Origin of the sequence: Pseudomonas sp. V88_4, assembly GCF_029967985.1 — a bacterium.
Taxonomy (GTDB): Bacteria; Pseudomonadota; Gammaproteobacteria; order Pseudomonadales; family Pseudomonadaceae; genus Aquipseudomonas; species Aquipseudomonas glycinae.
The window spans coordinates 427,105-453,520 of the sequence record NZ_JASCAF010000002.1 but is presented as its reverse complement, the minus strand read 5'-3'; the positions used below and the strand labels follow the sequence as shown (position 1 = coordinate 453,520).

Here is a 26,416-nt window from a genome sequence, read left to right as displayed (position 1 = left end):
GCAAGGGTTGAATGCCGCGCATCCCTGGTTGCGCGGCAAGATAGTGTTTCGAGACTCAGCAAACGATCAAGAGCACAACGGCGTGCTCACAATGCAAACGTAGTCCCGCGAGTATTCACAAAAAGCGAGTAGATCGAGTGACTGCTTGCCATGAACAGCCTGTTCCCTTCGCGCCCGCCGAAACACAAGTTGGGGCAGCGCTCTGGCAGCGAAATATGCCCGATGGCCTTGCCCTGTGGGTTGAAAACCCGCACGCCGTCGAGTTTTTCCAGGTCGGCCCTGGGATCTCCATTGCCGCCCCAGCCGCACCACAGATTGCCCGCTTCGTCGCACTTGATACCGTCGATTGCCGCATAGTCCAGCCCCTCGATGTGCTTGCGGCGCTCGCCCAGTGTGCCGTCTTCCTTCACGGCAATGGCCCAGATCAAGCGATTGGGTTTGGCGCGACCTTCGACGACATACAGGGTTTTCTCGTCGGGAGAAAAGCACAGACCGTTGGGGCCGTTCAGGTCGTCGATGACCCGAGTGACCTTTCTGCTCTCACCGTCAATGCGGTAAACGGCGTGGGGTTGGCTCGGGGTGATTTTGTGGCCTTCGTAGTTGTTGCCGGTCTGGAATGGCGGGTCGGTAAACCAGATCGAACCGTCACTTTTGCAGACGATGTCGTTGGGCGAGTTGAAGGGCTTGCCCTCGAAGCTGTCGGCCAGCACGGTGGTCGTGCCGTTGTATTCGGTGCGCGTGATGCGGCGGCCTTCGCTGGTGGTGGTAGAGCCTTCGCAGACGATAAGCCGCCCTTGGCGATCCCGGCACATCCCGTTGGAAAAGTTCGAGTATTCACGGTACACGGTGAAGGTCTCGGTGATTTCATCCCAACGCATGATGCGATTATTGGGGATGTCGCTGACCAGCAAATAGCGGCCATCACCGACCCACACTGGTCCTTCGGCCCAGCGCATCCCGGTGGCAAGTTTTTCCACACTGGCGTTGAAAATACGCAAGTCGAGGAAGCTGTCGTCGAGGATGTGAATCAGTGGATCCGGGTAGCGTTGACTCAACGGTTCGGCGGCTTCAGCGAGACTGGGCAGCAAGGCAGAGCCGGTGGCGAGCGTGGCGGAAACCGCGAGGGATTTTTTCAGGAAGCTGCGGCGGGTATTGCCCTTTACCTGTTCGAGGCTTTCAGGCTTGGCGGACAGGGATGAGTCCATGTAGCAATCTCCGTGGTTTTATTTTTGTTGGGAGGCGTACTAATAACCTGTGATAGGACATCGTACAAGTGAATCGTTTGCTTGCCCCTACAGCGCTTGGAGTCGAGTGCGCTTTGCTTAAGGGTGAAGTCTGAAATCCATATAGCCCAAGCGCAGCTTTTTATTCCCAAAACGAAGTTCAGATTAATTTTATAGTGCGTTTTAATCTAATCAGGTTTTTCCTGATTGGAGCATTCGCATTTGAAGATCCCGACACATTTGACACTTGGCCTGGCGCTCGCCGTCAGTTGCTCTGCAGCATTCGCGGGGCCCACCCTTGATCGCGTGACGCAAAAAGGGGAGCTCACCGGTGTTCTGATGGAGAGTTACCCGCCGTTCTCTTTTCTCAATGACCAGAACCAGCTCGACGGCTTCGACGTGGATGTGGCCAAGGCTGTGGCCGAGCGCCTTGGGGTCAAGCTGAAACTTGAAACCCCATCCTGGGACGTCATTGCCGCGGGGCACTGGAACGGTCGATACGACATCTGCGTGTGCTCGATGACACCGAGCAAGGCGCGGGCCGAAGTGTTCGACTTCCCCGTGGAGTATTACCAGTCGCCGGCGGTGATTGTGGTCAATGCAAAGGACAAGGGCATTGCCACTGGCAAGGACTTGTCCGGCAAAAAAGTCGGTGTGATCAGTGCGTCGACTTATGAGGCCTATCTGAACAAGGATCTGGTCATTGAAGGCGCCGAGGACAAACCGTTGAGCTATCCGTTCGACAATGTCCAGATCGCCCCTTACGACAATGAAACCGTGGCCTTCCAGGATCTCGCACTGGGCACCGGCGTGCGCCTGGATGCCATGGTCACCAACCTCATCACCGCCCGTGAACGCATCGCTCAGGACCCGCGCTTCAAGATTGCCGGAGATCCACTGTATGCCGAACCGAACGTGGTGGCGGTCGAAAAAGGCGATCCGCAATGGAATGCGAAAGTCACCGAAGTCATCGCACAACTCAAGACTGACGGCACGCTGAGCAAAATATCCCTCAAGTGGATCGGTTCTGATATCAGCCAATGACAGCCATCAATCCGCATCCGGCCAAAGCGGCTGTCAGCTCGCAAAAGCAGCCGCCACTGACACGTCAGCTATTCGGCTTTCGCACGCGCCTGTATCTGACATGGGCGGCGCTGTCGGGTCTGGGCGTGTGGTTTTTCATGCGCTTCGATCTGAAGTTTTCGATCATTCTGGAGAAGTGGCCGAACCTGGTCGGCCTGCATCTGGGCCCGAACGGGTTCTTGCAGGGCGCTGCGCTGACGATATTCCTGTGTTTCTGCTCGATCTGGTTGTCGTTACTGCTGGGCTTTGTCACCGCGCTGGCCAGGCTGTCGAGCAGCGCCGTGGCGTTTGGTATCGCCAGCTTCTACGCCTCGTTCTTTCGCGGCACACCGCTGTTGATCCAGATCCTGTTGATCTATCTGGGGCTGCCGCAGTTGGGCGTGGTGCCGGGTGCAATCAGCGCCGGGATCATCGCGCTGTCGCTCAACTACGGGGCTTATCTGAGTGAGATTTTTCGTGCCGGCATCCTCGCTGTTGCCCCGGGTCAGCGCGAAGCAGCCGCTGCACTGGGCCTGAGGCCGGCCGCGACGTTCATCCACATCATCCTGCCGCAAGCCATGCGCACGATCATTCCGCCGACCACCAGCCAGTTCATTTCGATGCTCAAGGACTCTTCCCTGATTTCGGTCATGGGGGTCTGGGAAGTGATGTTTCTGGCGCAGTCGTACGGGCGTTCGTCCTACCGTTACATTGAAATGCTGACCACCGCAGCCGCCATCTATTGGCTTTTATCCATCGGTCTCGAACTGATCCAGCATCGCCTCGAACGCCATTACGGCAGAGGCTTCAAGCATCAGCGCTGAGCCATTCCTTTGAATGATTTCTTGCAGGAACCCAGATGTCCGATCCTAAACCTCTGCTGTTTGCACTCTATGAACAAGCCAGCGTCGGGTGCGGCGGTGCGCCGAGTCTGTGGACGCACCCGGCTGACGAACGCCTGGCGATCAACTCGCTGGGCTACTGGTCAAACCTGGCGCGGATTGCCGATCAGGCGCACCTCGATATGTTGTTCTTTGGTGACGTGCTGGGTTTCTACGATGTGTTCGGCGGCAACGCCGATGCGGCGATGAAATGGGCGGTGGAGGCACCGGCCAACGACCCGTTGATGATCATTCCGGCGTTGGCAGCCGTGACGGAAAACCTGGCGTTTGGTGTCACGGTGACCACCAGTTATGAGCACCCGTTTACCCACGCCCGGCGCTTCAGCACGCTTGATCACCTCACCAATGGGCGAGTGGGGTGGAATATCGTCACCTCTTACCTGTCCAGCGCCGCCCGCAATTTCGGGCTGGAGCAAATGATCAAGCATGACGATCGCTATGAGCGTGCCGAGGAGTTTCTCGATGTGGTGTACAAACTCTGGGAAGGCAGTTGGGCCGACGACGCCGTGGTGGCCGACAAGGCCCGCCAGCTGTATGCCAGAGGCGACCGGGTGCGACCGATCAATCACCAGGGTGCGCACTATCGCGTGGCCGGGCCGCACCTGACCGCTCCGTCTCCGCAGCGCACACCATTGCTGATTCAGGCGGGCTGGTCGGGGCGCGGTCGAGAGTTCGCCGCCAAGCATGCGGAACTGATCTTCATCGCCAAATCCAACCCGCAGGAAATCCGTCAGGGCCTGGAAGACATCTGGGCCCAGGCGCAGGCGCGTGGGCGTCAACGTGAAGACGTGAATGCAGCGCGAGGAAATTCTAGGAATCAGGGTAGGGGATGGGAACAAGAAAAATCTTGTGTGATCGGGTGAGAATTCTTGAATGCAGTTGTGGTGTTTGCCTATTACCTGGGTTCGGCTATGAGAGGCGACTATTGACCCAAGGCTGACCCAGCTTTCGCGAAACGCCGATTCGGAGTTATCAGATTTGGAACAGGCGGGAGGTTGCGGTCATGGCCTTGTCTCCGTCAGTTTCATAGAGACCGAACAGGCGCGTTTGGTCGCTCAGACGATGAAGCCGAAAATGGTTATAGAACGCTTGGACTAAGCGCTGATTATCGAACTCTCCGCGTTCCCAAAGAGTTAAAAACTCTTGATACGCAACGCGCTCAGTTCAATGACGTAACGGCACTGAATCAGCTTCATCGGTAGCCACCTGATTCACGGACATGCCATGAACGCGAAGGACATGGAACGTTGAGAGCGTGGACTTTAGAAGCGGTTTTGTCGAATCAGTGGTTTAGGCGGCTCATGAACATGAGCGACATGACCTGTGATTTAACATAATATACATTACACGTAACAAGATGTTACGACGCCAGCCCGGTTGCGCACACCATTTCAATCTCCAGCATCGCTCTCAAACGACCTGATCCTTGATGCCTGCAGATCCTCTATTTGAAATGTGCCGCTCTCAATCCTCGTCACGCGTCAGCTTTTCAATCAGCGCTCGATGCTGCGGATACTGCGTTGTGAGTTTCCGTCGATTTCCGATTTCCATATCGGCGAAATCAAACCCTGGTGAAACCGCTTCGCTGATCAAACCAAATCCGTTCTCGCCATTCAGCAGTCTGGATGCTTTCCAGACTCCGCCCGGTACATGCAATTGCAAATGTTGTCCGGCCAGAACATCGCTGCCCATCACTAACGTCTGCAATGAACCGTCTGCAAGGATCAGGCTGTATTCGATGGCGTCACCCAGATGGAAATAATGCAGGATGTCGGACTGATTGAAATGAAACTGGCCCACTGGCGATTCCGCAGTCAGCAAGTAGTAGATCGACGTCATCAGAAATCGTTGACCACCTTCGGTTTCGAGCATGTCACGATGGTCGGCCTGATAGGTTCTACGAAAGAAACCGCCTTCGACGTGAGGCTCAAGGTCCAATGCAGCAACCAGATTTGACGCAGTAATCAGGCGTGGATTCATGACCTGCTCCGTGGGATTAATACGTTGCGTAATAACTCTACTAAACGATCATTTAGTGTAGTTAGCTTCAATTCGTAGCTTAATTGAAGGTAATCCCCTCATTTTTGTCGCGTTGACATGCCGAAGGCCCTTCTGCGCAAATCGCCTGGGATATTTTTCTCGCTCCAGAAAACCAGCTTATCGACGGTACCTTTTATTCATGTCTGCGACCCGTGGCCGGGACGAAATTTTCCCCGTCCCGCCCTGTCTGTCGCCCTTAGATCTGACCACCATTGCGCGCAGCGACGGCAACGGTGGTCGGTGAATCGGACAGTGGAACGAAGCGTCGAGTGGCGCCATCCAGCGCATCGATGCAACCCGCCTCGATGTCATAGACCCAGCCATGCAAATTCAAGCGTCCTTGCTCAAGTGCAAGCGCCACCGATGGATGAGTCCGCAGGTTCGCCAGTTGTGCGATCACGTTTTCACGAACGAGGCCATCGAGCTTGTCGCGCGGTGTATCGAACTCATGCGCCGCATTGATCGCTTTCGCGGCGTCCGAGTGACGAAGCCAGTTGGCAACGGCCGGAAGATGATCCAGACACGTGCAGCGTGAAATCGCGCCCATCGCTCCGCAATCCGAGTGGCCGCAGATCACGATGTCCCGTACGCCAAGCACTGCAACCGCATATTCGACGGTGGCCGAAACACCACCGGGTTCAGGACCATATGACGGCACAATATTGCCGGCGTTGCGGATCACGAACAGTTCACCCGGCTCGCGCTGTGTGAGCAGTTCAGGCACTACACGACTGTCCGAGCATGTAACGAACAACGCCTTTGGGTTTTGCTCTGTCGCAAGCTGCCTGAAAAGCTCGACGCGTTGTGGATACACCTCGCGTTGAAAACGCAGAAAGCCATCAATAATGTCACGCATAAAGTCCTCCAAAGCCTGATTCCGGATGCCGAGACGAGCACTCGATGCCTTCGCGCCTCAGTGGGGCGTCATTATTGCAGACGTCGCATGCGAGTGCGCGACCTCACACCGCTCAACCTTCGTTTCCAAACCTTTTACGACCAAAACCCCTATGCGGTTCAGTTGCCTCGACAGCAGTTTTGCTGCCGCCGCTGCTGCCAACGGAGCTTAATCAACCCCTGCTTCAGATTTGCGATAAACCACCATCGACCATCAGCTCCACGCCGTTCACGTATCTGGCGTCGTCCGAGGCGAGAAACAGTGCCGCGCTGGCAATTTCTTCGGGTTGCGCCATGTAGCCCAATGGCGTGATTTGCTCGACGTGCTGGCGCAGCGCATCGGAAACCACCGCGACAGCTTTGTCGCCGAGTCTGGCAACTGCCGCCTCCAGCCTGTCTGCTGCCCGTCCAGTGATGTAAACGCGTTTGGCGCCCTCGGCGATCAAGGCTTGCGCGATGGAAAAGCCGATCCCTGTGGAACCGCCGGTCACGACGGCAACCTGATCACTGAATTTACCTGACATGTCTGACTCCTCGGTCGTTGATGAAGGGAATGTCTGAAACGACCTGCCCATGGTGAGCACCATCGCAGCGGAGCGGCACTGACAGGAATGAACGTTGGCCGTGCAGTTTTGTAAGGCGAAAACGCTGGAGCGATTCCCTAAATTGGGACCCGGCGACCTGGTCCAAGCAGGCGCAAAGCCTTGCCCTTGAGTCGTCAAACCTGAGTCTCGCTACAGGATGCCTGTCATGTCTCGAATCGAAATCGAAGTGCCCGAACCCCGGCGCTGGTTGATGTTTGCCATCTTGCTCGTCGGTGCGTTTCTGCCGCCCCTGGATTTTTTTATCGTCAACGTCGCCCTCCCCTCGATACAAGAGGATCTGGGGACAGCCTCCTCTGCTGAGCAACTGGTGATTTCTTCCTATGCAACGCTCTATGCCGTGACGCTGATTACCGGCGGGCGACTCGGCGATCTGTACGGCCGCGGGAGGATGTTCTTCCTTGGCTTGTTGGGCTTCGCCGCCGCGTCGCTGATGTGTGGCCTGGCGGTTTCGCCGTGGATCCTCATCCTCGGACGCGCCTTGCAGGGCGTGACCGCCGCCGTGATGGCCCCGCAGGCACTTGCTTCAGTGCAGGCGATTTTTCCGGCGTCGGAAAGACCATTGGCATTGAGCATTTACGGGGCCGTATTTGGACTGGCGTCTGTGATCGGTCAGGCACTGGGCGGCTTTTTGATTGAAGTTGATGTGCTGGGCATGGGATGGCGCGCGATCTTCCTGGTCAACCTGCCGATTGCGTTGCTGGTGATTGCGTTCGGCATCCCGGTACTCAAAGAAACCCGTGCGCAGCACGCGAACAAGCTGGATCTGGTGGGCACCGCGTTGTCGATGCTGACCTTGACCACTTTGGTCGTGCCTTTGATTGAAGGCCGCGAGGCAGGATGGCCGTGGTGGGCCTGGCTGTCGCTGGCCGCCAGCCCTGCGCTGGCGGTAGTGTTCTGGCGCTACGAGAGCCGCTTGCACAGGGCCGGCGGGACGCCCATTCTCGCCCCCGCCGTACTGAAAGCACCGGGCCTGGGGCGAGCGCTTCTGGTCGCGCTTTGCTTCTATTCAATCGGTGTGTTTTTTCTGATGTTCTCGATGTACACGCAAAGCGCATTGCATATGAGCGCATTGCACGCCGGCCTGATCTTTCTGCCGTTTGGCGCAGGATTTCTGCTCGGCCCCCTGTCGGTTCCACTCCTCAGGCGCGTCCTCGGGGGTTACGTGAATCCGGTAGGCATGGGGCTGGAAGTCGTCGGATTACTATGGCTGGGCTGGCTCGTGTCAGTGACACCGACTACCCTCGCCCCGCCCTTCACTTCTCTGACGGTCATCCTGTTCCTGATCGGTCTGGGACAGGGGCTCGGCCTGCCGACGTTGATGCGCATGGTCACGGGCCGGGTGGCGCCAGCATATGCCGGGATGATCGCAGGCATCACCAGCGCAACGCTGCAGATCAGCACATCGCTGAGCGTCGCACTGATTGGCGGTGTGTTTTACACCTTGCTGGGAGAACCGGCGACGGTGGTCAGCATCACTCATGCGCTCACGATCGCTGTTCTGTGCATCGCCGTTTGCCTGGCCGTAGGGGCAGCGATAAGCCTGACGTTAGCGCGCGAGTCAGCGACGGTAGCGCAAGCCTCGGCTGTTCGCCCGACCTGAGGCGCGCTACCCCGCACCGATCATGTTGGAGGCAAGGTCAGCCAGTGCGCGTAGCCGGTCCATCTGGCGCATGTCCTGGTGATAGCCCATCCAGATATCCCGCCCTGGCGGTGGCTCGTCCTCATCCAGCAGTCGAAGTCCCGACACGGAGTCACCGAGGACGCGGGGCAAAACGGCAACGCCCAGCCCCTTTGCGCACATCTGTGCCTGAACCGTACGGCTGCTGCTGGTGAACACGGTGCGGGCCAGTGGATAGCGTTGCTGCAGCCATTGCACGTCCGGGTAATGGGACTGGGCGATGTTCATCAGAATCAGGCCCAACCCCTCGCCGCCCGGCTGCGGCGCAGGGGCATGCAATGCGGCGTAGAGCCCGTACGGCAGGGTCGTCAGCTTGCGGTGCACTATGTCGGGTTCGGTGAAAGGCACGATCCGGAAAGCGATGTCGGCATCCCGGCGGGCAAGGTCGAACAGCCGATGACCGGCTATGACTTCGGGCACGATTAACGGATAGCGCTGAACCAGTTCGCTGAGGACCGGCGACAACACATGGCAGGCGAACCAGTCGGCTGAGGAAATGCGCAACACGCCTTCCGGCTGATCGCCATGCCCCGCCAGACGCCGTTCGATGGCCAGGGCGCTGTGCTCCATATCCTGCGCGAGACCGAGAATCCTCTCGCCACTGTCCGTAAGCACCAGCCCTTGGGCGGTCCGCAGAAAAAAGGCTTGCCCACTGGTTTGTTCAAGCACCTGCAACCGCCGTCCGACCGTCGGGTGACTGACCCCCAACTCCCTGGCGGCTCCGCCCAGCGAACCGTTGCGGGCGATCGCCAGGAAGATCCGCATGTCACTCCAGTCCATGCCCTCGCCCCGTACAAATGAACATTGAGTGGTCAGCTTATAGTTCAAGTAGATGGCTGTTCGTGAATTTCGATTCAATCAGCCGATCTGATCAGCCTCGCGACAATGCCTTCAAACGCTCCACCAGCGCGGCTTCGAAAATGATGTACAGCCTCTCGGCATCACCGGCACGCAAGGCCCCGCCGGTTTCCAGTCCCAGTACAAACCCATCCGCCCGCGCCCCCGCCTTGACAGCAATGATCATCGAGTCTGCCCGGACAATCTGCGCCAGCAGTCGATCCGCTTCTCGCTGAATCTTGTCGCCCAACACCACGCCTTCCACATCGCCACCCAATACGTTCAATTAGACATCCAGTACATGACCGCGATAACCGCTGAAACCCAGATGATGGTCAATACAATCGAGTAACCAGCCAGTTGCTTGTCCATTTTCACCACGGCATCAATATGAATCTGAATGATGGGTCAGGATCGTCCCGCTCGCAACGTCAGCTCGTCCCCTTCATTCATCGCACTCCGGGTAAATGTCCGGCCTCCGATTTGTAACAGAACCCCTTTCAGCAACAAGGGTCTGCTCTCTTACCAGTCCTCGGAAATCTATCCAATGTCCGCGCAACGCAGTCTCGTCATACTCGCTCGGGGCGGATACGCCGCTCGCGGAGTGCTTTATTTGATTATCGGCATATTCGCGTTATTGGCAGCTCATGATTCGACAAAACCCAAGGACAGTCACAAGAGCCTGGAAGCCTTGCTGAGCCAGCCGTTCGGCTATTTTCTGGTGGGACTCGTGGTGGCGGGTCTGCTTGCGTTTGCAGCCTGGCGTGTCCTGCAAGCCATACGCGATGTCGATCATCATGGCACGCAGTTCAAAGGTCTGGTGATTCGTGCGGGCCTGTTTGCAGGAGGTCTGGTCAACGGTGCTCTGGCGTTTTTTGCATTGGGCCTGCTTGTGAGCGGTAGCCGCCGTTCGAGCCATTCCGCAGAGCAAACCAAAGATTGGCTGGCACATCTTTTGTCGTGGGAACACTCGAATCTGTTGTTGTACCTGATTGCGCTCATCCCGCTGGGAGTTGGCATTGCTCACATCATCAAGGGCTGGAAGGCCTCGTTCGAGAAGTATTTCGAGGCCGACGAAGAGGTCATGCGCTATGTCCGTCCGGTATCTCGATTCGGCCTGATCGCCCGCGGCATCGTGTTTATGGAAATTGCTTTGCTGCTGGCCGTCAGCGGTTCCGCTTATCAAGCCATGGACCCGCCGGGCATGAAGGAAGCACTGGACGCGCTGCAGAATCTACCCGCTGGATGGCTTGTGTTGATGGTGATGGCCCTGGGGCTCATTGCGTTCTCGGTTTACAGTTTCTCGGAAGCGTGTTGGCGCAAGATCAATATGGATGTGCTTCAGTAACTGAAGTCATGCCCCAACTCACGCTGCATCCATTCCAGAAAACGCCTCACCCGTGGAAACCCCGCATGCGCCTTCGGGAAAACCAGGTGGTGTGCGGTGATCGGGGCACTCAGCCCGGGAATCACTTCGACCAACTCGCCGCGCGCCAGGTAGTCCTGCGCCAGCAGCGTGCTTTCCAATGCAAATCCAAGCCCGTGGCTGGCGGCTTCGAGGGTCATGTAGGAGCGGTCAAAGCTCAAGGTATACGGGCTTTCAGGGCGCGACAGCCCGTGTTGAGCAAACAGTTGTGGCCACTTGATCAGCGTCGCCTCCGACAGGATCAGGTTGCAGTCCAGCAAGTCGGCGACGGCGCGGATCGGGCGTTTTTCCAGAAGCTTGGGCGATGCGAGGACTGCGATTTTTTCGTTGCGCAACGTGCGTACTTCGAAACTTGGCCAGTTCGGCATGCCGTGGCGGATGTCCACGTCGATCTTGTCCCGACTGAAGTGCAGGGATTCATAGGAGCATGAGAGATTGAGCTGAATGTCGGGATGGCTTTCGCGAAACTGTTCCAGGCGCGGCATCAGCCACAGCAGGCCGAAGCTGGGTGACGAATGCAATCGCAGGCAGTCGAGGCTGACATCGCTGGTCGCGCGCTCTGTTGCCACCGCCAGGCTGTGCAGGATGCCGGAAATCTCGGAGAGGTATTGCTCGCCTACCGGCGTCAACGTCACCCCTCTGGCCGTTCTGAGGAACAGCTGGCGCCCGATCATCGCCTCGAGTTTGGCCAGTTGGTGACTGACTGCCGAGGGTGTCAGGTCCAGCACTTCGGCCGCTCGCGCAACGTTGCCAAAGCGCGCAGTTTGCTCAAAGGCCTGAATGGCTTTCAGGGGTGGAAGGATCGGCGGAGCTTCGCCAGATGAACTCATGATGAGGATTGTTCCGCTGCAAGTGGCTGAGGCCGGGCGTTCGGCTATTCAAACACCGCAACCGCCTGTTGGCGAGTGCTGAATTTTTTTCAGCATCCAGTGAGATTTGCGTTATTGCTCAGGGTCGTTCCGGGAGACAAGCTGAGTCATCGGTTCTGCACGGACCGACTCAATAACAACAATCAGAGGTTTCTCCCATGCTTCTTCAAGGCAAAGTCGCGATCATCACAGGTGCTGCCTCCGCACGTGGTATCGGCCGCGCGACAGCAACGACCTTCGCTCAACATGGCGCCCGGGTGGTGATTCTGGATCTGGACGCATCCGCTGCCCGCGATGCCGCCGCCTCTTTGGGCGAGGGGCATCTCGGCCTGGCTGCCAACGTCGCCGACGAGTCTCAGGTGCAGCAGGCTGTCGCCACCATCATCGAACACTTTGGCCGGATCGACATACTGGTCAACAATGCCGGCATCACCCAACCCCTCAAGACCCTCGATATCCGCCCCGGTGATTACGACAAGGTGCTGGACGTCAGCCTGCGCGGTACGTTGCTGATGTCTCAGGCGGTGATTCCGCTCATGCGCCAGCAAGCCAGCGGCAGCATTGTGTGCATGTCTTCGGTTTCCGCGCAGCGCGGCGGCGGCATTTTTGGCGGGCCTCATTACAGCGCCGCCAAGGCCGGTGTGCTGGGTCTGGCCAAGGCCATGGCGCGTGAATTGGGGCCGGACAACGTGCGCGTCAACTCCATCGCCCCCGGCCTGATTCACACCGATATTACGGGCGGCCTGATGCAGGACGAACGCCGCCACGCGATCATCGACGGCATTCCGCTGGGGCGTCTGGGCGAGGCGCAGGATGTGGCCAATGCAGCGCTGTTCCTGGCCAGCGACCTGTCCTCCTATCTGACCGGCATCACCCTGGATGTGAACGGCGGCATGCTGATTCACTGACACACGTAGCGGGCCTCGCGGCCCGTGCGGTTCTGGATCGATGATACGGCCGGGCAGACTTGCCCGGCGGTCAATAAAAACAAGAGATCAGACCATGACTACCCTGTCGCTCGAAGCCGTTTCGGCGGTGCGTTCCAACGCCTACCGTAAAACCGCCTGGCGCCTGATGCCGTTCCTGATGCTGTGCTACCTGTGCGCCTACCTCGATCGCGTCAACGTCGGCTTTGCCAAACTGCAAATGATGAACGATCTGGCGCTCAGCGAAACAGTCTACGGGCTGGGCGCCGGCATGTTCTTCATCGGCTACTTTCTCTGCGAAGTGCCCAGCAACATCATCCTGCACAAGGTCGGCGCGCGGGTCTGGATCGCGCGCATCATGATCACCTGGGGCATTGTCTCCGCCCTCTTTGCCTTCGTCGAAACCGCCTGGCAGTTCTACGCCCTGCGCTTTCTGCTGGGCATTGCCGAAGCCGGCCTGGCGCCGGGTCTGCTGCTGTACCTCACCTACTGGTTTCCGTCCTACCGGCGTGCGCGCATGACGGTGTTGTGGTTCATCGCCATCCCGTTGTCGGGGATGGTCGGCGGCCCGCTGTCCGGCTGGATCATGAACCACTTCGCCGGTATGCACGGCTGGGCCGGCTGGCAATGGATGTTTGTGCTGGAGGCTGTGCCTACGGTGGTTGTCGGACTGTTGGTGCTCAGCTACCTCAAGGATGGTGTGCATCAGGCCAGTTGGCTCAACGACGACGAAAAAGCCCTGATCACCCGTGAGCTGGCGGAGGATGAGCAGCAGAAAGTGACGCATGCGTCCGTGGGCGAATTCATTCGTGACCGTCGTCTCTGGCTGCTCGCGGGGATCTATTTCTGTGTGGTGATGGGGCAGTACGCAATCACCTTCTGGCTGCCGACCCTTGTGCGTAATGCCGGGGTCTCCGATCCGATGAAGATCGGTTTGCTGACCAGCCTGCCCTACCTCTGTGCCATCGCCGCCATGTTGCTGGTCGGACGCAGTGGCGACAAACATCGCGAACGCCGCTGGCATCTCATCGTCCCGATGATCGCCGGGGCCATCGGCCTGACCCTCGCGGCGCTGATGGGAGGCAATGTGATGCTGTCCATTCTCAGTCTGTGCCTGGCGGCTTCCGGCATCCTGTCCGCGACCTCGCTGTTCTGGATGCTCCCGACCACGCTGCTCGGCGGTGTCTCCGCTGCGGCAGGCATCGCCGCCGTCAACAGCTTCGCCAACCTTGCCGGCTTCTGCTCGCCCTACCTGATTGGCTGGATAACCACACTCACCGGCTCCAGCGCTATCGGCATGTATCTGATCACCGGCGTATTGCTGATCGGCGCCTCGCTGGTCCTGCGCATTCCCGCCGCCCTGGTCAATCGTTGATTCACAGGAGAATTCACCATGACTGCCAACCTTTCATTCACAACACCCCAGACGCTGGCCGAGCGCGCCCACAACATTCGCCGCCATGCCTTGCGCATGGGTCAGGTGCAAGGCCAGGGCTACGTCGGCCAGGCCCTCGGTGCCGCCGACCTGCTCGCGGTCGCCTACTTCCATGCGCTGAGCTATCGCCCCGAAGACCCGGCGTGGGAGCCGCGTGATCGGTTCTATCTGTCTATCGGTCACTACGCGATTGCGCTGTACGCGGCGCTGATCGAAGCCGAGATCATTCCGCTCGATGAGCTTGAAACCTACGGCTCGGATGACAGCCGATTGCCGATGTCGGGCATGGCCGCCTACACGCCGGGCATGGAAATCACCGGTGGTTCGCTGGGTCAGGGGCTGGGCATCGCCGTCGGGGCCTGCCTGGGTCTCAAGCGCAAGGGCTCGACATCGTTCGTCTACAACCTGCTGTCGGACGGCGAGCTGAACGAAGGCTCGACCTGGGAAGCCGTGATGTCGGCCTCGCACTGGAAGCTCGACAACCTGATCGCCATCGTCGACGTCAACAACCAGCAAGCGGACGGCCATTCCAGCGAGATCCTGTCGTTCGAACCCATCGTGGATCGCTGGCAAGCGTTTGGCTGGTTCACCCAGCGCGTCGACGGCAACGACCTGGACGCACTGGTCAAAGCCTTCGATGCCGCCCGCCACCACCCCGGTACTCAGCCACGGGTGATCATCTGCGACACCACCATGGGCAAAGGTGTGCCCTTCCTCGAAAACCGCGAAAAGACCCATTTCATCCGCGTGGACGAACACGAATGGGATCTGGCACTGACCACGCTTGAAGAAGGAAAAAACCAATGAGCAACACCGCCAACACACCGACCTCGACTGGCGAACCGATCAAGAAGCGCCTGACCACCTCGGCGATGATTGCCTCGATTGCCTCTGAAGGCCAAGCCACCCGCTCAGCACCTTTTGGCCATGCATTGGCTGCCCTGGCGGATCAGCGTCCGGACATCGTCGGCCTTTCTGCAGACCTGTCCAAATACACCGACCTGCATATTTTCGCCAAGGCCCACCCGGATCGCTTCTATCAGATGGGCATGGCCGAACAGTTGCTCATGAGTGCGGCCGCGGGCATGGCCCGCGAAGGCTTCGTGCCGTTCGCCACCACGTATGCGGTGTTCGCCTCGCGTCGCGCCTACGACTTCATCTGCATGGCGATTGCCGAGGAAAACCTCAACGTCAAAATCGTTTGCGGATTGCCCGGCCTCACCACCGGCTACGGCCCCAGCCACCAGGCCACCGACGACCTGGCGATCTTCCGGGCGATGCCCAACCTGATGATCGTCGACCCTTGTGACGCGCTGGAAATCGAACAGGCCGTGCCTGCCATTGCCGCGCATCAGGGCCCGGTCTACATGCGCCTGCTGCGCGGCAACGTGCCGCTGGTGCTGGATGAATACGGCTATCAATTCGAGATCGGCAAGGCCAAGACCCTGCGCAACGGTAACGATGTCCTGATCATCTCGACCGGATTGATGACCATGCGTGCATTGGAGGCCGCCAAGGCGTTGCAGACCGATGGCGTCGATGTCGCCGTACTGCACGTGCCGACGATCAAACCGCTCGATGAACAGACCATTCTCGCCGAGGCCCGCAAGTCTGGCCGGCTGGTGGTTACCGCAGAAAACAGCTCGATTATTGGCGGGCTGGGTGAAGCGGTTGCCGGGGTACTGCTGCGCAACGGAGTGACGCCGACGTTCAGGCAGATCGCGTTGCCCGACGCGTTCCTCGACGCCGGCGCACTGCCGACACTGCATGATCGCTACGGCATTTCCACCGACGCCGTCTGCGCGCAAATCAAGTCCTGGCTTTGACCGCTGGCTGATCGGGGCGCTTACGGATGAGCGGCCCGATCAGATGGATTCTCCTGGCCGATCCGCCTGGCATCTCGTCGAACCGCCTGCGGCGGAACGCCAAACCCTCGCATGAACACTTCGCGCATGTGGCGACGGTCTCGAAACCCCGTTTCCTTCGCCACGCGATCCAGGCTGTGACGACTTTGCTCGATCATCACGCGAGCGGCCTCCAGACGCAGGCTTTCCACGGCTTTGGCCGGTGACTGGCCCGTCTCTGCAGTGAATACCCGGGTGAATTGTCTGGGACTCAAGTGCACGACGTCGGCAAGTTCCTCCACGCTGAGCGGGCGGCTCAGGTGCGTACGCGCATACTCCAGCGCACTCTGAATACGGTCCGACTTTGGAGCAAGCGTGAGCAGTTCCGAATGCTGGGACTGTCCACCCGAACGCCGTTGATGCATGACCAGTTTGTGCGCCACCGACCTGGCCATGTCCGTGCCCAAATCCTTTTCCACCATGCCCAGCGCCATGTCCAGCGCGGCTGTCATGCCTGCCGACGTCCAGACGGGACCGTCGACGATGAAGATCCGGTCTTCCTCGACCTCGATTCTTGGATGCAGCTCACGGAGCTTGTTCGCATAAGCCCAGTGGGTGGTCGCCCTCCGATCGTCCAGAACCCCTGCCTGCGCCAGAACGAACGAGCCGGTGCACAGACCCGCTGTGCGTCGGGCTCCATCGACGAAGGCGCGCACGCTGGCCAGCACTTCTTCATCTGGTGGATTCAACGGGGTCAGCGTACCGGTAATCATCCAGGTATCGGCCAATCCCGGAGCGCCCAGAGGGAGCGTGTCGATGTACATGCCTAACGAAGAACGCACGGTCCCACCGCCGATCGAGAAGTTCTGGACCTTGTAGATTTCTTCCCCCGCAACGATGTTGGCGAACTCGAATACAGCCTGGGTTGCCAGGGACATCACCTGAAAACCTTCGGTAATCAGATAGCCGACGCGATGCATGACTGAACTCCTTTTTGAACGTCCTTAAACACTACCATATACGTCGTTTAAGACATCCGCCACCTCCTTCATCATGGCTCCACACCCAACCCACGGAGCTTGATCATGACGCAACAATACAAAGGCACTGCGCTCATCACCGGCGCGTCCACCGGCATCGGCTCGATTTACGCCGAACACCTTGCCCGCCGGGGTTACGACCTGGTGCTGGTGGCGCGCAACCGCGAACGTCTGAACGCACTGGCCAGCCGCCTGACCAGCGAAACCCGGCAGAACATCGAAGTGTTGCAGGCCGATCTTGGCCGCCCCGAGGACCTCGCCAAGGTCGAACGCAAGTTGCGTGAGGACGCCAGCATCACCTTGCTGGTCAACAATGCCGGTATCGGCACCCATACCGGCCTGCTGGAGAGTGATGTCGAGCGGATGGCCGAGATGATCACGCTCAACGTCACCGCCCTCACCCGCCTGACCTACGCCGCGATTCCAGGTTTTGTCGCCCGTGAACAAGGCGCCGTGATCAATATTTCCTCGATCGTCAGCCTGGCGCCGGAGCTGCTCAACGGCGTGTACGGCGGCAGTAAGGCCTATGTCACCGCGTTCACCCAGTCCCTGCACAAGGAACTCTCGGATAAAGGCATCCGGATCCAGGCCGTCCTGCCCGGCGCAACCGCGACCGACTTCTGGCAAATCGGTGGATTGCCTGTCGAGCATCTGGATCCGGGCATCGTGATGTCGGCCCAGGACCTGGTCGCCGGCGCTCTGCAGGATTTCGACAACGGCGTGCTGATCTCCATCCCCTCGATGCACGACCTGCAAGGTTACGAGCATTACGAAGCCAGCCGCCAGGCCTTGTTCTCCGAGCTTTCCAGCAACCGGCTCGCACCGCGCTACAACGCCAACTGATCGCTAAAGCCATCTGTCGTCAAGCTGCCAGCCCACCCTGATGGAGGGCTGGCAGTTTTGTATTTTCCGCAAAATGCGGAAAGTCTTCCTGCGATCTGCTTCTGTCTGGAGAAGGTCGTCGCGCATAGCCTGTCACTGCCTTCTCGCGCTCACTGATTTATCGCGACGCGTGCTTGAAGGCTCCTCACATCACTGGCGCTCAAGGACTTGAACATGAACAGATTATTTAAAATTGCAGGCCTGGCCCTTGCGGTATCCGTAAGCGGCCTGGCCGTCGCGCAAAGTGATACGGGCAAAGGCGCCGCCATCGAACGTGTTTACGCGTTCAACGGGGCCATGCCGACAGGCGTGACGGTGACCGAAACCGGCCGTATCTTCGTGAACTTCCCCCGCTGGGGCGATGACGTGCCCTACACCGTTGCGGAAATTTCCAACGGTCAGCTTGTGCCCTACCCTGATCTGAAAACCAATGTCGCGGATCCGCAGAACCCGGCCAAGGGATTCATCAGCGTGCAAAGTGTCGTTGCCGACGGTAAAGGCCGCGTCTGGGTGCTCGACACGGCAGCACCGAAGTTTTCCGCGCCTCAGGCGGGCGGAGCCAAGCTGGTGGCGATCGACCTGACGTCCGACAAGATCACAAGAACGATTGTGTTCCCTGACGACGTCATCCTGCCGACCACCTATGTCAATGACGTGCGCTTTGACTTCCGTACAGGCAAGGAAGGGACCGCCTACATTACCGACTCTTCGGTCAGTGGCCCGGGCGGCATCATCGTGGTCGATCTGGCGAGTGGCCAGGCCAGCCGCAGACTGACTGGCGCCAAATCCACCTCGGCCGACCCGTCATTTATCCCGAAGGTTGAAGGCAAGCCCGCCCTGGTGACGCGCGATGCTCAAGGCAAAACCGGCCTGTTGACGGTGGCGTCTGACGGCATTGCCCTGTCCAGTGACGGCAAGACGCTCTACTTCTGTCCATTATCGAGCAGGCATCTGTACGCCGTGCCGACTGCCCTGTTGCGTGATCCGGCTGTGAGCGATGCCGAACTGGAAAAAGCCGTCGTCGACCTCGGTGAAAAAGGTGCTTCCGACGGTCTTGAAGCCGATGCCGACGGTGCCGTGTACGCCGGTGACTACGAGCACAACGCGATTCGCAAGCGCCTGCCGGACGGTCGCTGGCAGACGCTGGTCGAAGACTCACGAGTGCTTTGGCCCGATACGTTGTCGATCGGCCCAGACGGCTATCTGTATTTCACCGCCAATCAGCTTCATCGCTCGGCAGGTTTTAATGACGGACAGGACAAACGCGTCAAACCGTACAGCCTGATGCGTGTGAAGATCGGCGCCAAGCCTGCAGCGACGTACTAGAGAAACGTCAGAGCATTGAGGTCTGGCTCAACGGCCTGAACCTGACGCGGCACCCCAGCCTCGTCAGGTTCTCATTGAGCTACGTAACGTTCGAATCGTTGCGCCAGGAAAGTTCTCAAGGCCTGTACAGCCGGTGTGAGTGAGGTGCGATGGGGACACACGAGCTGAAGCGGCGCCGGCTGTCCGACGTCTGCCGGGAACAGCTCCACCAGTCGACCGCTGCGCAAGTCATCCAGCACATCGATTTTCGACCTGTAGACGATTCCGAAACCGGCAACCGCCCAGCGCCGGACGATATCGGCATCATCACTGACCCGGTCGCCCGTCACCTGAACGGTCCTGACACCGTCGGCCGAATGAAAGCTCCAGCGTTCGTAGGTTTGCTCGCCCATCACAAACCGAAGGCAATTATGGTTGCCCAATTCTTCCGGTGCGGCAGGCCGGCCGTGGCGGGCCAGATAGTCTGGCGAGGCGCAGACCGTTCTTCTGTTCGACGGCGCCAGGGCCAGAGAGACGAGGCTGGAATCGGCCAGCAAACCATAGCGGATACTGGCATCCAGTTGTTCGCCGACCAGGTCGGCAATCTGATCGCTGACCCGTAACTGCAACAGCACTTTCGGATGCAGTTGCTGAAAGTCGTCGAGCCATCGCAACAACACGTTTCGGCCGATATCCGACGGTATGGACAAACGAATCGTGCCGGCGATTTCATCGCGACCTTCACTCAGTGCGATCTCGCCATTTTCGAGCGCTTCGAGTGCCTGCCGGGCATGGGAAAGGTAGCGTTCGCCATCGTCCGATAATCTCAAGCGCCGGGTCGAGCGAACGAACAACCTTGCTCCAAGACTGCCTTCAAGACGCTGAACCGCTCCGCTGGCCAAGGCTGGAGAAATGTCCAGCAATCGGGCGGCGGCGGAGAAACTGCCGGCCGCAGCCGTGGTGACGAATACCTGAAGGTCATCTACGCGGACTATTTTCTTCACGATCACGAAATTCTGTAGGGTGCGGACGAAGTTTTTCAGCGTAATGGGAAAAATGATCATTGCCCAGCCGTCGCTCAGACGCCGGGGCTGTTAGCCATTAGTCTAATCAGCCCAGGTACCGGCGTAATCTCTGCGCGAGCCATGTCTGTCATAAATCCCACTTCCCCTGACAGAAATTCGACTTTCAACCGCATTTCAATATCGCTTGCAGCCTAGCAGGCGCAAACCGTTCCCCGATCCGACGCTCCGCTGAGCAGCAAACTACACTTCATGCTGATTTAGTGATTTAACTAGGTAGTTACCTAACTATATAATGCTCGCCTCATTTCAACGGGACATTCAACGTGAAGCAGAGTCAACGCCTCTCGGGCATATCAACATTCATTCTGGTCGGGCTGGGCGTGATCATCGCCCTGCTCGGCTTGGCACTGGCCGCTGGCGGTGTGAAATTGGTCAGCCTGGGAGGCTCCTGGTACTTCCTGGTGGGTGGTCTGGTGATGGCCGTCTCCGGTCTGCTGATCGCGCTGCGCAAGCCTGCCGGTGCCTGGCTGTTCGCGGCGTTTCTGGTTGGAACCGCCATCTGGGCCGTGATCGATGCAGGGCTGGTGTTCTGGCCAGTGTTCTCGCGCCTGTTCATGTTCAGCGCCGTGGGTCTGGTTGTTGCGCTGGTCTATCCGCTGCTCAAACGCGCCAATGGCGACATTGCAGGTCGCGGCGCTTACGACGTTGCGGCTGTTCTGGCGGTTGGACTGGCCGTGGCTGCCGGCAACATGTTCGTCGCGCACCCGACCGTCGCCCCTACCGGCACCGGCCCGGGCCTGACGCCGGTCGAGCCGGAAAAGGCGCAGAAAGACTGGGCCCACTACGGTAATACCGAGGGTGGCAGCCGCTTCGCCGCGCTGGACCAGATCAATCGCAGCAACGTCGACAAGTTGAAAGTCGCGTGGACCTACCACACCGGCGACATCGCCGAAAGCGACGGCAACGGCGCCGAAGACCAGCTGACTCCGCTGCAGATCGGCAACAAGGTGTTCATCTGCACCCCGCACAACAACCTGATTGCGCTGGATGCCGACACCGGTAAAGAACTTTGGAAAAACGCGATCAACGCTCAGTCCAAAGTCTGGCAGCGTTGCCGTGGCATGGCGTATTTCGACGCCAGCGCCGCCGTCGCCAAACCGGCCAGCTCGCCAGTGAGCGAGACCCCGACCGCCCCGGTCGCCAACTGCACGCGTCGCTTGCTCACCAACACCATCGACGCCCGCCTGATCGCGGTCGATGCCGACACCGGCGAGTTCTGCCGGGGTTTCGGCAACAACGGCCAGGTCGATCTGAAGGCCGGTCTGGGTGATGTCCCGGACAGCTACTATCAACTGTCCTCCGCGCCGCTGATGGCCGGCACCACCGTGGTGGTTGGCGGTCGTGTGGCCGACAACGTGCAAACCGACATGCCGGGCGGCGTGATCCGTGGTTTCGACGTCATGACCGGTGCCATGCGCTGGGCGTTCGACCCGGGCAATCCGCAGGATAAAAAGGCACCGGCCGATGGCAAAACTTATGTTCGCAGCACGCCGAACAGCTGGGCGCCGATGTCCTATGACCCGGCGACCAACACCGTATTCCTGCCGATGGGCAGTTCGTCCACCGACATCTATGGTGTCGAGCGCAGCAAACTGGATCACACCTACGGCGCGTCGATCCTCGCGCTGGACGCCAACAGCGGCGAAGAAAAGTGGGTATTCCAGACCGTGCACAACGACCTCTGGGACTTCGACCTGCCGATGCAGCCAAGTCTGATCGACTTCACCAAGGACGGCAAAACCGTACCAGCGGTAGTGATCGGTACCAAGGCCGGGCAGATTTACGTACTCGACCGCGCCACCGGCAAACCGTTGACCGAAGTAAAAGAAGTGCCGGTCAAGGCAGCCAATATCCCCAACGAGCCGTACTCGCCTACCCAGCCTAAATCGGTCGGTATGCCGCAAATCGGTGCCCAGCACCTGACCGAATCGGACATGTGGGGCGCCACGCCTTACGACCAGCTGCTGTGCCGGATCGATTTCAAGTCGATGCGTTACGACGGCTTGTACACCGCGCCGGGCACTGATAAATCCCTGAGCTTCCCGGGTTCGCTGGGCGGCATGAACTGGGGCAGCATCTCCACAGACCCGGTGCACGGCTTCATCTTCGTCAACGACATGCGTCTGGGCCTGTGGATTCAGATGATTCCGTCGCAGAACAAAGGCCAGGCAACTTCCGGTGGCGAAGCGTTGAACACCGGCATGGGCGCCGTGCCGCTCAAGGGCACGCCATACGCCGTGAACAAAAACCGCTTCCTGTCGGTCGCCGGCATTCCGTGCCAGGCCCCGCCGTTCGGTACGTTGACCGCCATCGACATGAAAACCCAGAAAGTCGCCTGGCAAGTGCCGGTCGGCACCGTTGAAGACACGGGCCCGCTGGGCATCCGCATGCACCTGCCGATCAAGATCGGTCTGCCAACCCTCGGCGGCACACTGTCGACCCAGGGCGGCCTGATCTTCATCGCCGGCACCCAGGACTTCTACCTGCGCGCGTTCAACAGCGCCAACGGTGAAGAAATCTGGAAAGCGCGTCTGCCAGTCGGCAGCCAGGGTGGCCCGATGACCTATGTGTCGCCGAAAACCGGCAAGCAATACGTGGTCATCACCGCCGGTGGCGCTCGTCAGTCGACCGACCGTGGCGACTACGTAATGGCTTACGCCCTGCCGTAAGCCGTCGCGTTCGCCTTCGTTTCACTTGTGCGCGGCACCTTCGGGTGCCGCGTTGTTTCATGTCCTTCGTTCTGGATTTGCGCAATGTCATTGGTTGTTCGCTTTTCTCACGCCGGAGTCTTCACCGGCATGCTGTTCGGTTTCACCTGCGGCGCTGCCCTGCCCGCCCTCGCCGATACCGATTCGAACGTATTTACCCGCAACACCCTGACCGGCGACTGGGGCGGCCTGCGTCACCAGTTCGACGAAGACGGCGTCAAGTTCACCGGTGATTACACCGGCGAAACCGCCTACAACGCCGACGGCGGCCTGCACCGCTCGGCGCGTTACTCGCAGAACATCAAGCTCGGCGCGCAGTTCGACCTGAGCAAACTGTACGGCGTGGACAACGCCGGCAAGGTTCAGCTGACCATCAACGATCGACGCGGCAACAGTGCCTCGGAAGACCTGGTCGGCAACCGTCTGCCGATCCAGGAAAACTACGGTGGCCTCTACACCCGCCTGACCGAGCTGAGCTACGAGCGCAGCCTGTTTACCCCGGCGCTGAACGTCAAACTCGGCTACATGGCCATGGGCAACGACCTCGGTGGGCTGGACAGCGGCATTCTCTGCAACTTCATGAACGCCGGTTTCTGCGGCCATCCGCTGAACATGTCCGGTGGCAGCGGCTGGACCAACTACCCCAACGCCCACCTCGGTGTGCGGGTGAAATACGACCTCTCCCCGGCCTGGCAACTGCGCGTGGCGGCGTTCAACGTCGACCCGGAAAGCAACGGCAATTCCAGCCGCGCCTGGCACCTGGGCCCGAAACACACCACCGGCACCGTGGTGCCGATCGAACTTGTCTACAAGCAGGCAGGCAAACTGCCCGGCGAGTACAAGCTCGGGTATTACTACGACAGCTCCGACGTCAAACGCATCGGCAGTGACAAGGACGTGTCCGGACGTGGCGGCCATTACGTCCTGATCGACCAGGCCGTCTGGGCCTCGGACACCTCCGAAGGCCGCAGTCTGCACGCCTTCGGCCAATACTCGGCGGCCAGCGAAGCAGCTTCGCCGTTCAGCAAGTGGTACGGCACCGGCCTGGTGCTGTACAAGCCTTTCGAAGGCCGCCCTCGCGACACCGTCGCGCTGGGTTACGGCCGCGCAGTGCCAAACCCGCGCAGCCGCGATGTGCTGCAAGACACCGCCATGGCCAATGGCGCCGCGTTCCCCAATCTGGACAGCGCCGAACAATTGATCGAGCTCGGCTACGGCTATCAAGCTACCCCATGGCTGACGCTGCGCCCGAATGTGCAATACATCATCGAACCGGGTGCGTTCTCCGGCCAGGACATCGACAATGCGTTGGTGTTTGGATTGCAGGTGAAAGCCGCGCTCTGACACCATCCTTTGCCGACCACAAAAAAAGCACCCGAAGGTGCTTTTTTTGTACGTGCTGCCAACGGACTCAACCCGCGAAGTTGGCTCGCGCCGCGTGCAGTTTCTTGTAGCTCTCGATCAGGCGCAGGTGCCGATCCAGCCCTTCCAGCTTCATGCTGGTCGGCGTCAGGCCGTAGAAGCGCACGCTGCCGTTGACCGAGCCGATCGCCGCATCCATGCGCTCGTCGCCAAACATGCGGCGGAAGTTGGCTTCGTAGTCTTCCAGCTGCAGATCCTCGTCCAGCTCCATTTCCAGCACCACGTTGACCGCTTGGTAGAACAAGCCGCGCTCGACGGTGTTGTCGTTGTATTGCAGGAAGGCTTCGACCAGATCCTTGGCCTGCTCGTACTTCTGCAAGGCGAGGTAGATCAGCAGGCGCAGTTCGAGAATGGTCAACTTGCCCCATGGCGTGTTGTCGTCGAACTCGATGCCGATCAGGGTGGTGATGTCGGTGTAATCGTCCAGTTCGCTGTGTTCCAGGCCTTTGACCAGATTACGCAGGCCGACTTTGCTCAGGTTGTGCAGGTTGAGGATGTCGGCACGGAATTGCAGCGCTTTGTTGGTGTTGTCCCAGATCAGGTCTTCTACCGGGTAGATCTCCGAATAGTCCGGCACCAGAATGCGGCACGCCTTGGCGCCGATGTGCTCGTAGACCGCCATGTAGACTTCCTTGCCCATGTCTTCAAGGATGCCGAACAGCGTTGCGGCCTCTTCGGCGTTGGAGTTTTCGCCGTTGCCGGAGAAGTCCCACTCGACGAATTCGAAGTCGGCCTTGGCGCTGAAGAAGCGCCACGACACCACGCCGCTGGAATCGATGAAGTGCTCGACGAAATTGTTCGGTTCGGTCACGGCCTGGCCCGAGAAGGTCGGCTGCGGCAGATCGTTGAGGCCTTCGAAGCTGCGACCCTGAAGCAATTCGGTGAGGCTGCGTTCCAGCGCCACTTCGAAGCTCGGGTGCGCACCGAACGAGGCGAACACGCCGCCAGTGCGCGGGTTCATCAGTGTCACGCACATCACCGGGAATTCACCGCCCAGCGACGCGTCCTTGACCAGCACCGGGAAACCCTGCTCTTCCAGCGCCTGGATGCCGGCGAGGATGCCCGGGTATTTCGCCAGCACCTCCTGCGGCACATCCGGCAGGGCCATTTCGCCTTCGAGGATTTCGCGCTTGACCGCCCGTTCGAAGATTTCCGACAGGCACTGCACCTGCGCTTCAGCCAGGGTGTTGCCGGCGCTCATGCCGTTGCTGAGAAACAGGTTTTCGATCAGGTTGGACGGAAAGTACACGACCTCGCCGTCAGACTGACGCACGAACGGCAACGAGCAGATACCGCGCTGGGTGTTGCCGGAGTTGGTGTCGTACAGGTGCGAGCCGCGCAGTTCGCCGTCGCGGTTGTAGATGCCGAGGCAATATTCATCGAGGATTTCTGCCGGCAACTCATCCTTGGCGCCGGGCTTGAACCAGCGCTCGTCCGGGTAATGCACGAACTCGGCATTGGCGATGTCTTCGCCCCAGAACTGGTCGTTGTAGAAGAAGTTGCAGTTCAGCCGCTCGATGAATTCGCCCAGCGCCGAGGCCAGCGCGCTCTCTTTGGTCGCACCCTTGCCGTTGGTGAAGCACATCGGCGACTGCGCATCGCGAATGTGCAGCGACCAGACGTTGGGCACGATGTTGCGCCACGAAGCGATTTCGATCTTCATGCCCAGGTCGGCCAGAATCCCCGACATGTTGGCAATGGTTTGTTCCAGCGGCAGGTCCTTGCCGGCAATGCAGGTGCCCGCGCCTGAGGTGGAAGCCGGCATCAGCAAGGCCTGGGCATCGGCGTCGAGGTTCTCGACTTCCTCGATCACGAACTCCGGACCGGCCTGCACCACCTTCTTCACCGTGCAACGGTCGATCGAGCGCAGGATGCCCTGGCGATCCTTCTCGGAGATGTCTGCCGGCAGCTCGACCTGGATCTTGAAGATCTGGTTGTAGCGGTTTTCCGGATCGACAATGTTGTTCTGCGACAGACGAATGTTTTCGGTCGGGATGTTGCGGGTACTGCAATACAACTTTACGAAGTAAGCCGCGCACAAGGCCGACGACGCCAGGAAATAGTCGAACGGACCCGGTGCAGAGCCATCGCCCTTGTAACGGATCGGTTGGTCGGCCACCACCGTGAAGTCATCGAACTTGGCTTCGAGTCGGAGGTTGTCGAGAAAATTGACCTTGATTTCCATGCGGGTTACCAGAATAGCGGGCTAAACAAATTGGCCGCCATTATCCGG

At 59.4% G+C, this 26,416-nt stretch carries 22 protein-coding genes and 1 pseudogene; 13 read left to right on the top strand and 10 right to left on the bottom strand.

The window, feature by feature from the left end; genetic code table 11:
- Positions 1–86 precede the first annotated feature (86 nt).
- Positions 87–1,205: an SMP-30/gluconolactonase/LRE family protein gene (locus QLG12_RS04625; protein ID WP_282474011.1), complete on the bottom strand. Its 1,119-nt coding sequence runs from the start codon at positions 1,203–1,205 to the stop codon at positions 87–89.
- A gap of 240 nt (positions 1,206–1,445) precedes the next feature.
- On the opposite strand from QLG12_RS04625, the gene QLG12_RS04620 reads away from it, so the two are divergent.
- The 3 genes and pseudogenes from QLG12_RS04620 to QLG12_RS04610 form a co-directional block, all read left to right on the top strand.
- The gene (locus QLG12_RS04620; RefSeq protein ID WP_282474010.1) at positions 1,446–2,267 is read left to right on the top strand and encodes an ABC transporter substrate-binding protein; all 822 of its coding nucleotides are present in this window, start codon (positions 1,446–1,448) and stop codon (positions 2,265–2,267) included.
- Entirely contained in the window at positions 2,264–3,109 is an 846-nt protein-coding gene (locus tag QLG12_RS04615) for an amino acid ABC transporter permease (RefSeq protein ID WP_236192859.1), read from the top strand. The genes QLG12_RS04620 and QLG12_RS04615 overlap by 4 nt, the downstream gene beginning before the upstream one ends.
- Positions 3,110–3,144: 35 nt before the next feature.
- A pseudogene (locus tag QLG12_RS04610) lies at positions 3,145–3,984 on the top strand (NtaA/DmoA family FMN-dependent monooxygenase); the annotation flags it as partial.
- 667 nt (positions 3,985–4,651) lie between these two features.
- On the opposite strand, the gene QLG12_RS04605 reads toward QLG12_RS04610, so the two are convergent.
- From QLG12_RS04605 to QLG12_RS04595, 3 genes are all read right to left on the bottom strand, one after another.
- Positions 4,652–5,167: a cupin domain-containing protein gene (locus tag QLG12_RS04605; protein ID WP_282474009.1), complete on the bottom strand. Its 516-nt coding sequence runs from the start codon at positions 5,165–5,167 to the stop codon at positions 4,652–4,654.
- A gap of 256 nt (positions 5,168–5,423) precedes the next feature.
- On the bottom strand, positions 5,424–6,083 hold the full coding sequence (locus tag QLG12_RS04600) for a carbonic anhydrase (RefSeq protein WP_011334144.1): 660 nt from the start codon (positions 6,081–6,083) through the stop codon (positions 5,424–5,426).
- A gap of 223 nt (positions 6,084–6,306) precedes the next feature.
- On the bottom strand, positions 6,307–6,645 hold the full coding sequence (locus QLG12_RS04595; protein ID WP_282474008.1) for an SDR family oxidoreductase: 339 nt from the start codon (positions 6,643–6,645) through the stop codon (positions 6,307–6,309).
- 226 nt (positions 6,646–6,871) lie between these two features.
- Here QLG12_RS04595 and QLG12_RS04590 point away from each other — a divergent pair, with 226 nt between their 5' ends.
- A complete protein-coding gene (locus tag QLG12_RS04590) occupies positions 6,872–8,326 on the top strand; it encodes an MFS transporter (RefSeq protein ID WP_282474007.1) in 1,455 nt (484 codons plus the stop codon).
- A 6-nt stretch (positions 8,327–8,332) separates the two neighbouring features.
- Here the strand turns inward: QLG12_RS04590 and QLG12_RS04585 are convergent, their stop codons facing one another.
- Both QLG12_RS04585 and QLG12_RS04580 read right to left on the bottom strand, forming a co-directional pair.
- Positions 8,333–9,184, bottom strand: coding sequence for a LysR family transcriptional regulator (locus tag QLG12_RS04585; RefSeq protein ID WP_282474006.1), 852 nt, complete (start codon positions 9,182–9,184; stop codon positions 8,333–8,335).
- Positions 9,185–9,275: 91 nt separating this feature from the next.
- On the bottom strand, positions 9,276–9,506 hold the full coding sequence (locus QLG12_RS04580; RefSeq protein WP_197868347.1) for a hypothetical protein: 231 nt from the start codon (positions 9,504–9,506) through the stop codon (positions 9,276–9,278).
- Positions 9,507–9,788: 282 nt separating this feature from the next.
- On the opposite strand from QLG12_RS04580, the gene QLG12_RS04575 reads away from it, so the two are divergent.
- Positions 9,789–10,589: a DUF1206 domain-containing protein gene (locus tag QLG12_RS04575; protein WP_282474005.1), complete on the top strand. Its 801-nt coding sequence runs from the start codon at positions 9,789–9,791 to the stop codon at positions 10,587–10,589.
- On the opposite strand, the gene QLG12_RS04570 is transcribed toward QLG12_RS04575, so the two are convergent.
- Complete coding sequence (locus tag QLG12_RS04570) at positions 10,583–11,497, bottom strand: LysR substrate-binding domain-containing protein (RefSeq protein ID WP_011334135.1); 915 nt, start codon at positions 11,495–11,497, stop codon at positions 10,583–10,585. The genes QLG12_RS04575 and QLG12_RS04570 overlap by 7 nt on opposite strands.
- A 197-nt stretch (positions 11,498–11,694) precedes the next feature.
- Here QLG12_RS04570 and QLG12_RS04565 point away from each other — a divergent pair, with 197 nt between their 5' ends.
- From QLG12_RS04565 to QLG12_RS04550, 4 genes are all read left to right on the top strand, one after another.
- Positions 11,695–12,444: an SDR family NAD(P)-dependent oxidoreductase gene (locus QLG12_RS04565; protein ID WP_085745652.1), complete on the top strand. Its 750-nt coding sequence runs from the start codon at positions 11,695–11,697 to the stop codon at positions 12,442–12,444.
- A 94-nt stretch (positions 12,445–12,538) separates the two neighbouring features.
- Positions 12,539–13,837 (top strand): MFS transporter, encoded by a 1,299-nt coding sequence (locus QLG12_RS04560; RefSeq protein WP_282474004.1) that lies wholly within the window; start codon positions 12,539–12,541, stop codon positions 13,835–13,837.
- A gap of 18 nt (positions 13,838–13,855) precedes the next feature.
- A complete protein-coding gene (locus QLG12_RS04555; RefSeq protein WP_197868097.1) occupies positions 13,856–14,704 on the top strand; it encodes a transketolase in 849 nt (282 codons plus the stop codon).
- Positions 14,701–15,723, top strand: a complete 1,023-nt coding sequence (locus QLG12_RS04550) for a transketolase family protein (RefSeq protein ID WP_282474003.1) — start codon at positions 14,701–14,703, stop codon at positions 15,721–15,723. Before QLG12_RS04555 ends, QLG12_RS04550 begins: the two co-directional genes overlap by 4 nt.
- Positions 15,724–15,743: 20 nt before the next feature.
- On the opposite strand, the gene QLG12_RS04545 is transcribed toward QLG12_RS04550, so the two are convergent.
- Positions 15,744–16,721: a GlxA family transcriptional regulator gene (locus tag QLG12_RS04545; RefSeq protein ID WP_197868099.1), complete on the bottom strand. Its 978-nt coding sequence runs from the start codon at positions 16,719–16,721 to the stop codon at positions 15,744–15,746.
- A 105-nt stretch (positions 16,722–16,826) separates the two neighbouring features.
- Here QLG12_RS04545 and QLG12_RS04540 point away from each other — a divergent pair, with 105 nt between their 5' ends.
- Entirely contained in the window at positions 16,827–17,624 is a 798-nt protein-coding gene (locus tag QLG12_RS04540; protein ID WP_197868100.1) for an SDR family oxidoreductase, read from the top strand.
- Between the two features lie 213 nt (positions 17,625–17,837).
- Complete coding sequence (locus QLG12_RS04535; protein WP_282474085.1) at positions 17,838–18,989, top strand: L-dopachrome tautomerase-related protein; 1,152 nt, start codon at positions 17,838–17,840, stop codon at positions 18,987–18,989.
- A gap of 71 nt (positions 18,990–19,060) precedes the next feature.
- Here QLG12_RS04535 and QLG12_RS04530 read toward each other — a convergent pair whose 3' ends face one another.
- Positions 19,061–20,032, bottom strand: coding sequence for a LysR family transcriptional regulator (locus tag QLG12_RS04530; RefSeq protein ID WP_197868101.1), 972 nt, complete (start codon positions 20,030–20,032; stop codon positions 19,061–19,063).
- A 284-nt stretch (positions 20,033–20,316) separates the two neighbouring features.
- Between QLG12_RS04530 and QLG12_RS04525 the strand changes: the two genes are divergently transcribed.
- Complete coding sequence (locus QLG12_RS04525) at positions 20,317–22,722, top strand: glucose/quinate/shikimate family membrane-bound PQQ-dependent dehydrogenase (protein ID WP_282474002.1); 2,406 nt, start codon at positions 20,317–20,319, stop codon at positions 22,720–22,722.
- An 84-nt stretch (positions 22,723–22,806) separates the two neighbouring features.
- Entirely contained in the window at positions 22,807–24,105 is a 1,299-nt protein-coding gene (locus tag QLG12_RS04520; RefSeq protein WP_282474001.1) for a carbohydrate porin, read from the top strand.
- A gap of 67 nt (positions 24,106–24,172) precedes the next feature.
- Here the strand turns inward: QLG12_RS04520 and QLG12_RS04515 are convergent, their stop codons facing one another.
- The gene (locus tag QLG12_RS04515; protein ID WP_282474000.1) at positions 24,173–26,368 is read right to left on the bottom strand and encodes an OsmC domain/YcaO domain-containing protein; all 2,196 of its coding nucleotides are present in this window, start codon (positions 26,366–26,368) and stop codon (positions 24,173–24,175) included.
- Positions 26,369–26,416: the final 48 nt, after the last annotated feature.

Bases quoted from the DNA above. Each gene is read 5' to 3' on its own strand.
- QLG12_RS04625 (WP_282474011.1), bottom strand. From the start codon at position 1,205: ATGGACTCATCCCTGTCCGCCAAGCCTGAAAGCCTCGAACAGGTAAAG.
- QLG12_RS04615 (WP_236192859.1), top strand. From the start codon at position 2,264: ATGACAGCCATCAATCCGCATCCGGCCAAAGCGGCTGTCAGCTCGCAA.
- QLG12_RS04605 (WP_282474009.1), bottom strand. From the start codon at position 5,167: ATGAATCCACGCCTGATTACTGCGTCAAATCTGGTTGCTGCATTGGAC.
- QLG12_RS04600 (WP_011334144.1), bottom strand. From the start codon at position 6,083: ATGCGTGACATTATTGATGGCTTTCTGCGTTTTCAACGCGAGGTGTAT.
- QLG12_RS04595 (WP_282474008.1), bottom strand. From the start codon at position 6,645: ATGTCAGGTAAATTCAGTGATCAGGTTGCCGTCGTGACCGGCGGTTCC.
- QLG12_RS04590 (WP_282474007.1), top strand. From the start codon at position 6,872: ATGTCTCGAATCGAAATCGAAGTGCCCGAACCCCGGCGCTGGTTGATG.
- QLG12_RS04585 (WP_282474006.1), bottom strand. From the start codon at position 9,184: ATGGACTGGAGTGACATGCGGATCTTCCTGGCGATCGCCCGCAACGGT.
- QLG12_RS04575 (WP_282474005.1), top strand. From the start codon at position 9,789: ATGTCCGCGCAACGCAGTCTCGTCATACTCGCTCGGGGCGGATACGCC.
- QLG12_RS04570 (WP_011334135.1), bottom strand. From the start codon at position 11,497: ATGAGTTCATCTGGCGAAGCTCCGCCGATCCTTCCACCCCTGAAAGCC.
- QLG12_RS04565 (WP_085745652.1), top strand. From the start codon at position 11,695: ATGCTTCTTCAAGGCAAAGTCGCGATCATCACAGGTGCTGCCTCCGCA.
- QLG12_RS04560 (WP_282474004.1), top strand. From the start codon at position 12,539: ATGACTACCCTGTCGCTCGAAGCCGTTTCGGCGGTGCGTTCCAACGCC.
- QLG12_RS04555 (WP_197868097.1), top strand. From the start codon at position 13,856: ATGACTGCCAACCTTTCATTCACAACACCCCAGACGCTGGCCGAGCGC.
- QLG12_RS04550 (WP_282474003.1), top strand. From the start codon at position 14,701: ATGAGCAACACCGCCAACACACCGACCTCGACTGGCGAACCGATCAAG.
- QLG12_RS04545 (WP_197868099.1), bottom strand. From the start codon at position 16,721: ATGCATCGCGTCGGCTATCTGATTACCGAAGGTTTTCAGGTGATGTCC.
- QLG12_RS04540 (WP_197868100.1), top strand. From the start codon at position 16,827: ATGACGCAACAATACAAAGGCACTGCGCTCATCACCGGCGCGTCCACC.
- QLG12_RS04535 (WP_282474085.1), top strand. From the start codon at position 17,838: ATGAACAGATTATTTAAAATTGCAGGCCTGGCCCTTGCGGTATCCGTA.
- QLG12_RS04530 (WP_197868101.1), bottom strand. From the start codon at position 20,032: ATGATCATTTTTCCCATTACGCTGAAAAACTTCGTCCGCACCCTACAG.
- QLG12_RS04520 (WP_282474001.1), top strand. From the start codon at position 22,807: ATGTCATTGGTTGTTCGCTTTTCTCACGCCGGAGTCTTCACCGGCATG.
- QLG12_RS04515 (WP_282474000.1), bottom strand. From the start codon at position 26,368: ATGGAAATCAAGGTCAATTTTCTCGACAACCTCCGACTCGAAGCCAAG.